12 protein-coding genes and 1 pseudogene are annotated in these 12,700 nt (G+C 71.0%); 10 read left to right on the top strand and 3 right to left on the bottom strand.

The window, feature by feature from the left end; all coding sequences use genetic code 11:
• The first annotated feature begins 3 nt into the window (after window positions 1–3).
• The 3 genes from ACIRO3_RS09535 (at window position 4) to ACIRO3_RS09525 (ending at window position 2,691) form a co-directional block, all read left to right on the top strand.
• Window positions 4–1,164, top strand: coding sequence for an acyl-CoA dehydrogenase family protein (locus tag ACIRO3_RS09535; protein WP_361771609.1), 1,161 nt, complete (start codon window positions 4–6; stop codon window positions 1,162–1,164).
• Window positions 1,165–1,317: 153 nt separating this feature from the next.
• Complete coding sequence (locus ACIRO3_RS09530; RefSeq protein ID WP_365997767.1) at window positions 1,318–2,358, top strand: ABC transporter substrate-binding protein; 1,041 nt, start codon at window positions 1,318–1,320, stop codon at window positions 2,356–2,358.
• A 63-nt stretch (window positions 2,359–2,421) separates the two neighbouring features.
• Window positions 2,422–2,691 (top strand): SIP domain-containing protein, encoded by a 270-nt coding sequence (locus ACIRO3_RS09525; RefSeq protein ID WP_404134339.1) that lies wholly within the window; start codon window positions 2,422–2,424, stop codon window positions 2,689–2,691.
• Here the strand turns inward: ACIRO3_RS09525 and ACIRO3_RS09520 are convergent.
• Entirely contained in the window at window positions 2,674–4,269 is a 1,596-nt protein-coding gene (locus tag ACIRO3_RS09520; protein ID WP_404134336.1) for a beta-N-acetylhexosaminidase, read from the bottom strand. The genes ACIRO3_RS09525 and ACIRO3_RS09520 overlap by 18 nt on opposite strands.
• A 52-nt stretch (window positions 4,270–4,321) precedes the next feature.
• On the opposite strand from ACIRO3_RS09520, the gene ACIRO3_RS09515 reads away from it, so the two are divergent.
• The 3 genes from ACIRO3_RS09515 to glmS all read left to right on the top strand — a co-directional run bounded on the left by ACIRO3_RS09515 (window position 4,322) and on the right by glmS (window position 7,504).
• Window positions 4,322–5,230, top strand: a complete 909-nt coding sequence (locus tag ACIRO3_RS09515) for a DUF4429 domain-containing protein (protein WP_404134333.1) — start codon at window positions 4,322–4,324, stop codon at window positions 5,228–5,230.
• 107 nt (window positions 5,231–5,337) lie between these two features.
• A complete protein-coding gene (locus tag ACIRO3_RS09510) occupies window positions 5,338–5,613 on the top strand; it encodes a hypothetical protein (protein ID WP_053674701.1) in 276 nt (91 codons plus the stop codon).
• Window positions 5,614–5,686: 73 nt separating this feature from the next.
• Window positions 5,687–7,504, top strand: coding sequence for a glutamine--fructose-6-phosphate transaminase (isomerizing) (glmS, locus tag ACIRO3_RS09505; protein WP_267799508.1), 1,818 nt, complete (start codon window positions 5,687–5,689; stop codon window positions 7,502–7,504).
• Window positions 7,505–7,589: 85 nt separating this feature from the next.
• Here glmS and ACIRO3_RS09500 read toward each other — a convergent pair whose 3' ends face one another.
• Window positions 7,590–8,159 carry an acetate uptake transporter gene (locus tag ACIRO3_RS09500; protein ID WP_361771613.1) on the bottom strand — a complete coding sequence of 190 codons (570 nt, stop codon included), beginning with the start codon at window positions 8,157–8,159 and terminating at the stop codon, window positions 7,590–7,592.
• Window positions 8,160–8,293: 134 nt separating this feature from the next.
• Between ACIRO3_RS09500 and ACIRO3_RS09495 the strand changes: the two are divergent.
• Window positions 8,294–9,056 (top strand): annotated as a pseudogene (locus ACIRO3_RS09495) (zinc ribbon domain-containing protein); the annotation flags it as partial.
• Window positions 9,057–9,078: 22 nt separating this feature from the next.
• Here ACIRO3_RS09495 and ACIRO3_RS09490 read toward each other — a convergent pair.
• Window positions 9,079–9,609: a universal stress protein gene (locus tag ACIRO3_RS09490; RefSeq protein ID WP_361771614.1), complete on the bottom strand. Its 531-nt coding sequence runs from the start codon at window positions 9,607–9,609 to the stop codon at window positions 9,079–9,081.
• Between the two features lie 468 nt (window positions 9,610–10,077).
• Here ACIRO3_RS09490 and ACIRO3_RS09485 point away from each other — a divergent pair, with 468 nt between their 5' ends.
• From ACIRO3_RS09485 to orn, 3 genes are all read left to right on the top strand, one after another.
• Window positions 10,078–10,398, top strand: a complete 321-nt coding sequence (locus tag ACIRO3_RS09485) for a hypothetical protein (RefSeq protein WP_404134329.1) — start codon at window positions 10,078–10,080, stop codon at window positions 10,396–10,398.
• 376 nt (window positions 10,399–10,774) lie between these two features.
• On the top strand, window positions 10,775–11,947 hold the full coding sequence (locus tag ACIRO3_RS09480) for a helix-turn-helix domain-containing protein (protein ID WP_361771616.1): 1,173 nt from the start codon (window positions 10,775–10,777) through the stop codon (window positions 11,945–11,947).
• Window positions 11,948–12,059: 112 nt separating this feature from the next.
• Window positions 12,060–12,662, top strand: a complete 603-nt coding sequence (gene orn / locus ACIRO3_RS09475) for an oligoribonuclease (protein ID WP_053674688.1) — start codon at window positions 12,060–12,062, stop codon at window positions 12,660–12,662.
• The last annotated feature ends 38 nt before the right edge of the window (window positions 12,663–12,700 follow it).

Below are 12,700 nucleotides of genomic sequence, written 5' to 3'. Positions count from 1 at the left end.
GACATGTCCCTCGACCACCGGCTCACCCCCGAGCACGAGGAACTCCGCCGCACCGTCGAGGCCTTCGCGCACGACGTCGTCGCCCCCAAGATCGGCGACCTGTACGAGCGGCACGAGTTCCCGTACGAGATCGTCCGCGAGATGGGCCGCATGGGCCTGTTCGGCCTGCCCTTCCCGGAGGAGTACGGCGGCATGGGCGGCGACTACCTCGCCCTCGGCATCGCCCTGGAGGAGTTGGCCCGCGTCGACTCCTCGGTCGCCATCACCCTGGAGGCCGGGGTCTCGCTCGGCGCCATGCCGATCCACCTGTTCGGCACCGAGGAGCAGAAGCGGGAGTGGCTGCCGAGGATGTGCTCCGGCGAGGTGCTGGGCGCCTTCGGTCTGACCGAGCCGGACGGCGGCTCGGACGCGGGCGGCACCCGCACGAGCGCCGTCAAGGACGGTGACGAGTGGGTGATCAACGGCTCGAAGTGCTTCATCACCAACTCCGGCACGGACATCACCGGGCTGGTCACGGTCACGGCGGTGACCGGGCGCAAGGCGGACGGCCGGCCCGAGATCTCCTCCATCATCGTGCCGTCGGGCACGCCCGGGTTCACGGTGGCGGCCCCGTACTCCAAGGTCGGCTGGAACTCCTCGGACACCCGTGAGCTGTCGTTCCAGGACGTGCGGGTGCCCCTGGCCAACCTGGTCGGCCAGGAGGGCCGCGGTTACGCCCAGTTCCTGCGGATCCTCGACGAGGGCCGGATCGCCATCTCCGCGCTCGCCACGGGCCTGGCCCAGGGCTGTGTCGACGAGTCGGTGAAGTACGCCAAGGAACGCAAGGCCTTCGGCCGTCCCATCGGCGACAACCAGGCCATCCAGTTCAAGCTCGCGGACATGGAGATGCGCGCCCACATGGCGCGTGTCGGCTGGCGGGACGCGGCCTCGCGGCTGGTGGCCGGCGAGCCGTTCAAGAAGGAGGCGGCGATCGCGAAGCTGTACTCCTCCACGGTCGCCGTCGACAACGCCCGTGAGGCCACCCAGATCCACGGCGGCTACGGGTTCATGAACGAGTACCCGGTGGCCCGCATGTGGCGGGACTCGAAGATCCTCGAGATCGGTGAGGGCACCAGCGAGGTGCAGCGCATGCTGATCGCCCGCGAACTGGGCTTCGCCGGCTGACCGGTCGCCGACCGGGAGGTCGGCCGAGCGGCAGCTCGCAGCGAGGGGGCCCGGGGAGACCAGGGCCCCCTTACCGCTTTCAGCAAAGGTTAGGCTAACCTTCCCTCCGAACGGCCCCGTGGCCGGCCGGCACGCACGAAAGCGGACATCGACATGCCCAAGTCCCGATCCTCCCTCCTCACCCGCCGCGGTCTCATCGCGGCCGGCGGCGCCCTCGGCCTCGTCGCGGCGCTCTCCGCCTGCGGCGGCGCCGACAAGGCGAAGGACGGGACCGGCGACGCGGACAACGCCGCCGCGGCCTCGGGTCCCTGGACCTTCAAGGACGACCTCGGCAAGAACGTCTCCGCGAAGTCCACCCCGAAGAACGTCGTCGCCTTCACCGGCACGGCCGCCGCGCTGTACGACTACGGCGTGAACGTCAAGGGCGTCTTCGGCCCGACCAAGACCGCAGACGGCAAGCCCGACGTGCAGGCCGGCTCGATGGACATATCCAAGGTCGCGATCCTCGGCAACGTCTACGACGAGTTCAACGTCGAGAAGTACGCCTCCCTCCAGCCCGACCTGCTGGTCACCAACAGCTGGGACGGCTCGTACTGGTACGTCCCCGAGGCCTCCAAGGACAAGATCCTCAAGCTGGCCCCGGCCGCCGCGATCAAGGTCGGCGGCGATGTCGCCATGGACCAGGCCCTGGCCCGCACCGCGGACCTCGCCAAGTCCCTCGGCGCCGACATGAACGCCAAGAAGGCCGTGGACGCCAAGGCCCGCTTCGAGGCCGCCGCCGCCAAGGTCCGCGAGGCCACCAAGGCGAACCCGGGCATCAAGGTGCTCGTCGGTTCCGGCGCCGCCGACCTGTTCTACGTCTCCACCCCGAAGACCTCCGCCGACCTGAAGTACTTCCAGTCCCTCGGCGTCGAGTTCGTCACCCCGGAGAAGCTGGACGAGGGCGGCTTCTTCGAGAGCCTCAGCTGGGAGAACGCCGGCAAGTACAAGGCCGACGTCATCCTGCTCGACAACCGCACCGGCACCCTTCAGCCGAAGGACCTGGCGGCCCGGCCGACCTGGGCCGAGATGCCCGCCGTCAAGGCCGGTCAGATCACCCCGCGCGTGACCGAGCCGATCTACTCCTACGAGAAGTGCGCCCAGCTGCTCGAAGACCTGGCGAAGTCCATCCAGGGCGCCAAGAAGGTCAGCTGACCCCGGGCGCCACCGACCGGCGCCGACCGCACTCCCGAGAGGGACCCACCTGCTCGGGCCGGCGTGGACGTGATCCGCGCGGCCGAACTGCCCGCCGCGCGGGCCCCGTACGCCTGGATCGCGGGAAAGGCCGGCGCGATCCGCGCGGTGCGGCGCCACCTCGTGCGGGAACGCTCCGTCGATCGGCGCGCGGTGCGCTTCGTCGGCTACTGGCGCCTCGGCGCGAGCGAGGAAGAGCTGCTCGCCGAGGCCGGCGCGGGCCGGCCCCCGTCGAGGACGCCACGGCCCACCTGTGAAACCCCGGCGACGACGCCCCTACGACAGGGGCTGTGACCAGGGGACGTCCGGCGCCCGGAAGTAGGCGATGCCCTGCGCTTCCAGTCGCGGGCCCTGGGCCGCCAGCCGCTCGCGGTAGCGGTCCCAGTCCAGTGCGGCCGCCGGCGACCAGCCCAGCTCGGCCAGCCCCAGCACCCTCGGGAAGGCCATGTACTCCCAGTCCTGTCGCGTGGCGATCGTCTCGGTCCACAGCGGCGCCTCCACGCCCAGCACCGCCGACTCGGGGACCCCGGGCAGGTAGGTGCCCGGGTCCCAGGAGTAGGCCCGCCGGGTCGGCACGTACCCGGCCCACGCCAACCCCGGCTTCGTCGTCTTGTCGTACTTCATGTCCAGGTAGAGCCGGTCGGCCGGGGACAGGATCACCGGGTGGCCCGCCTTCGCCGCCGCCGCCACGCCCGCCTTCTCGGCCGCCGACGTCCGGTCGTGTCCCCAGTACTGGAGCACCGCGCCCGCCGCCGGGCGCGCCGAGGCCAGCTGGTGCCAGGCCACCACCGTCTTGCCGTACGTGCCGACGACGGCCTGCGCCCGGTCCATGAAGGCCGCGTAGTCCGCCGCCGGCGTCGAGTGCGCCTCGTCCCCGCCGATGTGCAGGTACCTGCCCGGGGTCATCTCCGCGAGCTCGCCGAGCACCTCGTCGATGAACTCGTACGTCCGCTCGCTGCCCACGCACAGGGAGCTGAAGCCCACCTTGGTCCCGGTGTAGCGCTCGCGCGCCTTTCCGTCGCAGTTCAACTCGGCATAGGCGGCCTGAGCCGCGTTGACGTGTCCGGGCATGTCGATCTCGGGGACCACGTCCACGTACCGCCGGGCCGCGTACGCGACCAGGCCCCGGTACTCGTCCTTCGTCCAGTGGCCGCCCGGCCCGCCGCCGACCTCGCCGGCGCCGCCGTGCTCCGCGAGTCGCGGCCAGGTGTCGCTCGCGAGCCGCCAGCCCTGGTCGTCGGTCAGGTGCAGGTGCAGGGTGTTGACCTTGTACTGGGCGAGCTGGTCCACGTACCGCCGCACCTGCTCCACCGTGAAGAAGTGGCGGGCGATGTCGATCATGGCGCCCCGGTACGCGAACCGGGGCGTGTCCTGCACCCGCCCGCCCGGCACCGTGCCCGCGCCCCGCGCCGGCACCAGCTGCCGCAGGGTCTGCCCCGCGTGGAACAGCCCCTCCGCGGTGCGCGCGGTGAGCGTGACCCCGGTCGGGCCGGCCTCCAGCCGGTAGCCCTCCTCGCCGAGCCCGCCGGCTCCCCGGTCCAGCCTCAGCCGGATCCCGTCGCCCTCCGCCCCGACCACCACCGGCAGCGGCAGGCCGGCGGCCCCGCGCAGTTGCTCGGCGAGCAGTTCCCCGACCCGCCGCACCTCCTCGTCGGAGCCCGGCGCGGTACGGATCACCGTGCCCGCGCCGAACGCGTACCCGGCGCCCCCGGCCCGCGCGGACACGGGCGCGGGCAGCAGTCGTTCGTAGGGGCCGACCGTGACGGCGCGCACGCCCCCGGGCCGCGAGTCGTCACCGTGGGCGGCGGTGCAGGACACGGCCGCCGCGCCGAGGACGAGGAGGATGCCGAGCGTGCGTCGGAGGACTCTCATGACCTCAGGTATAGGCCAATGGAGCGCGACACGCCGATGCGAGAATCGCGGGATGGCGGAAATCATCCAGAAGGACGGCACGTGGACCTTCGACGGGGACGCGGTGCGCATCGTGCCGGGTCGCGACAAAGAGGTCGGACCGTTGCGGCAGGCGCTCGGTGAGCTGGTCGTGCCGCTGGGCGCGATCGCCGGCGTCTCGTACGAACCGGGCCGCAAGTCGGGCCGGTTGCGGCTGCGGCCGCGCGACGGCGCCGATCCCCTGATCCAGGTGACGGGTGGCCGGCTGCCCGAGGCCTCGGACCCCTACAGACTGACCGTGGAGTCGGACCGCACCGGAGTGGCGGAGTACTTCGTCGACGAGATCCGCAACGCGCTGCTGCTGGACCAGGTGGATCCCGGCCCCTGCGACCGCTACCTGCTGCCGGGCCCGTCGGTGCCGATCACCGCGAGCGCGGGCGACGGCACGGTGTCCTTCGACGGCGACCGGATCACCCTGGACTGGAACTGGGCGACGGAGGAGGCCAAGCAGTCCGCGGGTGCCCGGCAGTTCCGGGTCGCCGACGTCCGGGCGGTGGAGTGGAACCCGTCCCGGGGGCTCTCCAACGGCGTGTTGCGGTTCACCCTGGCGGGGGCCCAGGCGCCGCCGTCCCCCAAGTACGACCCGTACGCGCTGGAACTGTTCGGCATGGGCCGCAAGGAGCTGGTGACCGCGCTGGTCGCGGCGGCCGTGACGGCCCGCATGCCCCACCCGGCCGCGGCGCCCGTCCCGGTTCCGGCACCGGTTCCGGCACCGGCCCCGCTCCCGGCCGCGGCCCCGGCCCCCGCCTCGCCGGCCGCGGACGGGGCCGACCACGACGCCCTGTTGCGTCGACTGCGCGAGCTCGGGGAGCTGCACCGGTCGGACGTCCTCACCGCCGAGGAGTTCGCGGTGACGAAAGCGGCGATTTTGCGCCGTTTCTGACCGACCGGGACCGGAATTACCCATTCTCCTGGTCCAGACCAGCAAGATCCTGCCCGAATTCGGGCAGGATCTTTGCATTCCAGCTCACATCCCGCCAGTATCTACGGGTGCTCGACCGCCGCCCGTCGCATGACGATCTCGTCGACCACCTGGTGCGCAGCACCTCGCTCCAACGGGGCGAGGCGGCCCGGGTGGTACTCGACGTGCTCGCCTACTTCGACGAGACGACGGAGGAATTCGTCCGCCGCCGCCACCGTGAACTGCAGTCCGGTGGCGCGGTCAACACGGAGATCTTCGAGCGGATCGCGGCCGAACTGCCGCACCGCGCCGTGGCGCCGCCGGAGCTCTCGCTCCGGCAACTGCGCCGCATCGTCTACGGCTGACCGGTGACCGCGCGGACGGACGCGCGGAGGCGACCGGAGCACTCGTTCAGGACTTCAGGAGGGGCAAGACCGTATGTGCGGAATCGTGGGTTACATCGGCAAGCGCGACGTGGCACCGCTGCTGCTGGAAGGCCTCCAGCGGCTGGAGTACCGGGGTTACGACTCCGCCGGCATCGTCGTCAACAGCCCGAAGTCCGCGGCCCTGAAGGTCGTCAAGGCCAAGGGTCGCGTCCGGGAGCTGGAGTCCCGGGTTCCCAAGCGCTTCGCCGGCACCACCGGCATCGCCCACACCCGCTGGGCCACCCACGGCGCCCCGAGCGACATCAACTCCCACCCGCACCTGGACGCCGACAACCAGGTCGCGGTCGTCCACAACGGCATCGTGGACAACGCCTCCGAGCTGCGCGCCAAGCTGGAGTCCGAGGGCGTCGTCTTCCTCTCGGAGACCGACACCGAGGTCATCGTGCACCTCGTCGCCCGCTCCACGGCCGACACCCTGGAGGAGAAGGTCCGCGAGGCCGTCAAGGTCATCGAGGGCACGTACGGCATCGCCGTCATGCACGCCGACTTCCCGGACCGCATCGTCGTGGCCCGCAACGGCTCCCCGGTGGTCCTCGGCATCGGCGAGAAGGAGATGTTCGTCGCCTCGGACGTCGCCGCGCTGGTCGCCCACACCCGCCAGATCGTCACCCTCGACGACGGCGAGATGGCCACCCTGAAGGCCGACGACTTCCGCACCTACACCACCTCCGGCACGACGACCACCGCCACGCCCGAGACCGTGGAGTGGGAGGCCGCCTCGTACGACATGGGCGGTCACGACACGTACATGCACAAGGAGATCTCCGAGCAGTCCGACGCGGTCGACCGCGTCCTGCGCGGCCGGATCGACGACCGCTTCAACACCGTGCACCTGGGCGGCCTGAACCTGGACCCGCGCGAGGCGCGCGGCATCCGCCGGGTCAAGATCCTGGGCTGCGGCACCTCGTACCACGCGGGTCTGATCGGCGCCGGCCTCATCGAGGGCCTGGCCCGCATCCCCGCCGACGCCGAGCCGGCCTCCGAGTTCCGCTACCGCAACCCGGTCGTGGACCCCGACACCCTCTACATCGCGGTCTCCCAGTCCGGCGAGACCTACGACGTCCTCGCGGCCGTCCAGGAGCTCAAGCGCAAGGGCGCCCGCGTCCTCGGCGTCGTCAACGTGGTCGGCTCCGCCATCGCCCGCGAGGCCGACGGCGGCGTGTACGTGCACGCCGGCCCCGAGGTCTGCGTCGTCTCCACCAAGTGCTTCACCAACACGGTCGTGGCGTTCGCGCTGCTCGCCGTGCACCTCGGCCGGATCCGGGACCTCTCGGTCACCGACGGCAAGCGGATCATCGAGGGCCTGCGCAAGCTGCCCGCGCAGATCCAGGAGATCCTCGAAGGCGAGGAGGACATCAAGAAGCTGGCGGCCGAGTACGCCGACGCCAAGTCGATGATGTTCATCGGCCGGGTGCGCGGTTACCCGGTGGCCCTGGAGGCCTCCCTGAAGCTCAAGGAGATCTCCTACATCCACGCCGAGGCCTACCCGGCCTCCGAGCTCAAGCACGGCCCGCTCGCGCTCATCGAGCCGGCGATGCCGACGGTCGCGATCGTCCCGGACGACGACCTGCTGGAGAAGAACCGCGCGGCGCTGGAGGAGATCAAGGCCCGCAGCGGACGCATCCTCGCGGTCGCCCACCGCGAGCAGGAGAAGGCCGACCACACGATCCTCGTGCCCAAGAACGAGGACGAGCTCGACCCGATCCTGATGGGCATCCCGCTCCAGCTGCTGGCGTACCACACCGCCCTGGCCCTGGGCCGGGACATCGACAAGCCGCGCAACCTGGCCAAGTCGGTCACCGTCGAGTAGGTCGGACGGCGGAGCGCACGGAAGGCCCCCGGGGGATCACGTCCCCCGGGGGCCTTCCGCGTACCCCACGGCTCCCTCGTGCGGCTCAGCTCGCGGGGACCGCGTCCCCGCGAGCCCTGCTGCCGAGCGCCACCGGCCAGTGCGCCAGCGCGGCCGTGGCCCCGTACCAGGCCAGCAGCCCGGCGACCGCCGCCACCCAGCCCGCGATCTTGGCGAGCATGCCGCTGTCGGCGAAGGCACCCACCGCGAGGAGCAGCAGGGAGAGGGTGAACAGGGCGTACACGCCCTGGCCGAACAGTCCGCTCGCCGCCCCCACCGTGAGGCTCAGGCCGAGCAGGGCGAACAGGACGAGGAACGCTCCGGCCGCATCCGCCGAAACCTTTCCGTCGGCTCCCGCGGCCCAGGTGAACCAGAAGGCGCCGAGTCCCGCGAACGCGGTGCCGTTGAAGCCGTTGCCGCCGCGGAATTCGAGGATCCCGAGGACGAACAGGGCGAGACCGCCGACGTAGGTGGCGAGCGACACGGAGTTCGCGGCGCTCACGCCGTCGATGATGCCGGTGTGGCCGATACCGAACGCGAGAAGGGTGAGACCCAGGGCAATGTGCCCGAGGGTCGAAGTAGAGGCAGTGCTTCCCGCAGAGACACCGTTGTCCACGGCGGGCTCCCTTCGATCTGCAGTTGTTTGCTGCGTCCCAGCAGCATTTATCTACCCTTTACATCGCGAGATCACTCGCAGTTTCTGTCCGGATTTCAGCCCTGACGGCCCAACTGGTCGACAACAATCGGGCCATGACGGCTCTTCAGGAAGCGGAGGACGTCGGGTACGCCCGACAGGCCTTCCGCCTTCGCCTGTCGTCCACCGCCCATGTGGCCCCGTTGGTCGAGTGGGATCGCTGCCGATGGGTGTGGAACGAATGCGTCGCACAGTCACGAGCAGCGAAGGCCCGCACCCAGGCCGTGAAGGACATCGTGGCGCGGCTGCCGATGCGTCGGCGGGCCGGGATGCCGGCCGTCTGCACCTGGCCAAGGGAATCACCCTCACGGTGGTGCGGTCACGTGCGCTGAAGGCCGATCCATCCAGCGTCCGCGTCCATCAGGACAGCCTCGGTCACTGGTACGCCTCCTTCGTCGTCCCGGCCGAACCGGAAACACTGCCACGCAACGAAGAATCGATCGGAGAAGATCGCCCGGCAGCGACAGGACACCGCTCGCAAGTGCGCCAGGTCCACCGTGGCCCGCGAGGTGGCCGATGCGGCGATCTCGACCGCCAAACGTGAATTGATCAACATGGCGCGCAAGCACGGACGCGACCTGCGGCTCGTGCACCCCGCGTACACCACCACGGACTGCGGACGATGCGGCGCGAGAGCCGAGCACGCACTGCCCCTGTCTGAACGTACATACACGTGCACCGCGTCCGGAGCCTCATCTGCCAGGGACAAGAACTCGGCACGCGTCGTGCTCGTCCGGGCAGGTTTCGACCCGGCCGGCACCGATCGCATGGTCCCTGGCCGTCCGCCGGACGACCGAGCGGCGTGAGCCGGGTATCCCGTCCCCCACAGGGCCGGGAGGCTTCACGGAATCACAACGACCGGTCGCTGCGCCCGTTTGGCCAGCCGGCCCGCGACCGAACCGAAGATCCGACCCACGATCCCGTGCGTGGAGCCGACCACGATGGCGTCCGCCGAGTACTCCCGGCCGACCTCCTCCAGCTCGTGGCAGATGTCCCCGCCCCGCTCGACCAGGATCCAGGGCACCTCGGAAAGGTAGTCCGCGCACGCCAGCTCCAGCCCCAGCACCTCGGTGCGGTGGTCGGGGACGTCGACGAAGACGGGGGGCTCGCAACCGGCCCACACCGTGGTGGGCAGCCGGTTGGCGACGTGCACGATGATCAGACCGGAGCCGGAGCGGCGGGCCATCCCGATGGCGTACGCGAGGGCCCGCTCGCTGGAGGTGGAGCCGTCGAAGCCCACCACGACGCCGTGCCGGAAGGCCGGGTCGCAGGGAAGGCGCGTCTGTTCCACCGCGCGCAGGTCGGCCGACGCGGAGTCGGCGAGGGGTTTGCGCTTGCGGTCCGCGGGTTCGGAGAATTCGTGACCGGCCATGGTGTCTCGGCGAAGGGTCCTCGGGGGAAGCGACAGGGGCGGTATCGGCGACGCAGTGTGACGGGGCTCTGTCCGGGAAGCATCTTCCCAAGCCCATCCCCTCCAGGGTACGGCGACACTCCTGTCCTGCACAGGGCATGCCGCCCTTGGAGAGCGTCCCAGGGAGCATGCCGGAGCGGCGGCGCAATGGCAATGGCGGCTGGCCCCTACAGCCAGTGACGAGCGGGGCGGGCACCACCCGTGCGCGCAGTGACCGAGCCGCGCCGCGCACCGTTGGACAGACGTCCGACCGTCCAGGAAGAGCCCCGCAGGGAGTACGCCGTGCCCGGCCATCCGGTTCATCCCGTCCAGCCCGCTCCGCCGACGCGTTCCGTCCAACCCCCCGCGCCCCTGCACTCCGGCGTCCATTCCGGCGCCCGCGCCGGCGACGCGACCGCGCGTTTCGCGCCCGCTCCTCTTCACTCTTCCGTGCGTCGCGCCCGCCCCCCGCACGACGACCCCGCGGGTGACGTGGTGCGCTGGGCCGCCTTCAGCTGCCTGCTCGTGCCCGTGGTCCTGGTCGTCTACGGAACCTCCTTCGGCGGGGCGGCCGTCGCGACCCTGGGGCTCGCCGCCGTCACCGCCGCCTGCCGGGTGCTGCTGCGTCACTCCGAGAAGGCGGAGCGGTCCGCGACCCCGGTGCCCGCCGAGGATCCGTTCCCGCCCGCCCCTCGCGGCCGGCACTCGCGCGGCGGGGCCGGTTCGCACCGCGGCTGCCACGGTTCCGCGGACGTCTCCCCCATCGACTGACCGATTCGCACGTACACACCCGCCTGTTTTCAGCCAACTTCCCGGCAGGTCGCCCCCCTTGCCGGAATGTCCCCCCAACCCCCCCATCACCAGCGACGACAGAGCCCCGGGGGACTCGCGACCCCATGGGTACTGGCCATGGCCGGACTCTGCGCTTCCCGCACGGGTAGCGGAGTGGAACCCTTGGTGATCGAATGCTTTTCGCCAAGTTGCCAAGTCGACATAGCGCTGCGTGCTGAACTTGTCACGCCGACACCACGGGACGCAGTAGATTCGATCATGTATTTACGGCGGGGGATCCACGTGCAAGGCCGAGGGGAAACGTGCAGGTGCGACCAGACCAAGGAGTCGCGACACCCAAGGGGGGCTTAGTGCCATGAGCCAGGATTCCACCGCCGTCGTCGCGGACGCGGGCCGGAAGCTCGCGGGGCGTCGCCGCAGAGAGATCGTCGCCGTGCTGCTGTTCAGCGGCGGCCCGATCTTCGAGAGTTCCATTCCACTCTCCGTGTTCGGCATCGACCGGCAGGACGCGGGAGTTCCACGCTATCGACTGCTCGTGTGCGCCGGTGAGGACGGTCCGCTGCGGACCACCGGCGGACTCGAACTGACCGCGCCGTACGGGTTGGAGGCGATCGCCCGGGCAGGCACGGTCGTCGTTCCGGCCTGGCGCTCCATCACCTCACCGCCGCCGCCGGAGGCGCTCGACGCACTGCGTCTGGCGCACGAGGAAGGTGCCCGGATCGTCGGACTGTGCACGGGGGCCTTCGTGCTCGCCGCCGCCGGTCTGCTGGACGGCCGACCCGCGACGACGCACTGGATGTACGCGCCGACGCTGGCCAAGCGGTACCCGTCCGTCCACGTCGACCCGCGCGAGCTGTTCGTCGACGACGGCGACGTGCTGACGTCCGCGGGCACCGCGGCCGGAATCGACCTGTGCCTGCACATCGTGCGCACGGACCACGGCAGCGAGGCGGCCGGGGCCCTGGCCCGCCGGCTCGTCGTGCCGCCGCGTCGCACGGGTGGCCAGGAACGCTATCTCGACCGGTCGCTTCCGGAGGAGATCGGCGCCGACCCGCTCGCCGAGGTCGTCGCCTGGGCGCTGGAACACCTCCACGAGCAGTTCGACGTGGAGACGCTGGCCGCCCGCGCCTACATGAGCAGGCGCACCTTCGACCGGCGGTTCCGCTCGCTCACCGGCAGCGCTCCGCTCCAGTGGCTGATCACCCAGCGGGTGCTCCAGGCACAGCGGCTGCTGGAGACCTCCGACTATTCGGTCGACGAGGTCGCCGGGCGCTGCGGGTTCCGTTCGCCCGTCGCGCTGCGCGGTCACTTCCGCCGGCAGCTGGGGTCCTCCCCGGCCGCCTACCGGTCCGCCTACCGGGCACGCAGGCCGCAGGCCGACGTGTCGCAGGTGACGCAGATCTCGGACGGTCCGCTCCCGCACCAGCGCACTCCGCAGCCCCAGCGGACGGCGGCGGCCCTGGCCGCGGCCGGTCCGTCGGTGACGGAGCTGTACGCGCCGAACCGGGTGCTGCGCGAGCACGCGTAGTCCTGCCCGCCCGAACCCCGAAGGTCCCTCCCGTCGGCCGTCCCCGACGAGAGGGGCCTTCGGGCGCGTACGGGCCCGGTCCGATCCGGCGAAGACCGCATAAGGTGGGCGCATGAACGATCGCATGGTGTGGATCGACTGCGAGATGACCGGGCTCTCGTTGACGGACGACGCACTTATCGAGGTGGCCGCACTGGTCACCGACTCGGAGCTCAACGTGCTCGGCGAAGGCGTGGACATCGTGATCCGCCCGCCGGACGCTTCCCTGGAGACCATGCCCGACGTGGTGCGCGAGATGCACACCTCGTCCGGCCTGCTCGACGAGCTGGCCGGCGGGACCACGCTCGCGGACGCCGAGGCGCAGGTCCTGGCGTACGTACGGGAACACGTCAAGGAGCCCCGCAAGGCTCCGCTCTGCGGGAACTCGGTCGGTACCGACCGCGGCTTCCTGCTGCGCGACATGGCCGCGCTGGAGAGCTACATGCACTACCGGATCGTGGACGTGTCCTCGGTCAAGGAACTGGCCCGCCGCTGGTACCCGCGGGCGTACTTCAACAGCCCGCCGAAGAACGGGAACCACCGGGCGCTCGCGGACATCAAGGAGTCCATCGCCGAGCTGCGCTACTACCGGGAGGCGGTCTTCGTGCCGCAGCCCGGACCCGACTCGGACACGGCCCGCACCATCGCGGCCAGGCACGTGGTGGGCGGCGCGTAGCACTCTCCGGAGGCGGGCGGCGGGGAAAGGGGGGAGCG

This window comes from Streptomyces sp. NPDC102278, from assembly GCF_044766345.1.
Classification (GTDB): domain Bacteria; phylum Actinomycetota; class Actinomycetes; order Streptomycetales; family Streptomycetaceae; genus Streptomyces.
This window is presented reverse-complemented; position numbering and strand designations above follow the sequence as displayed.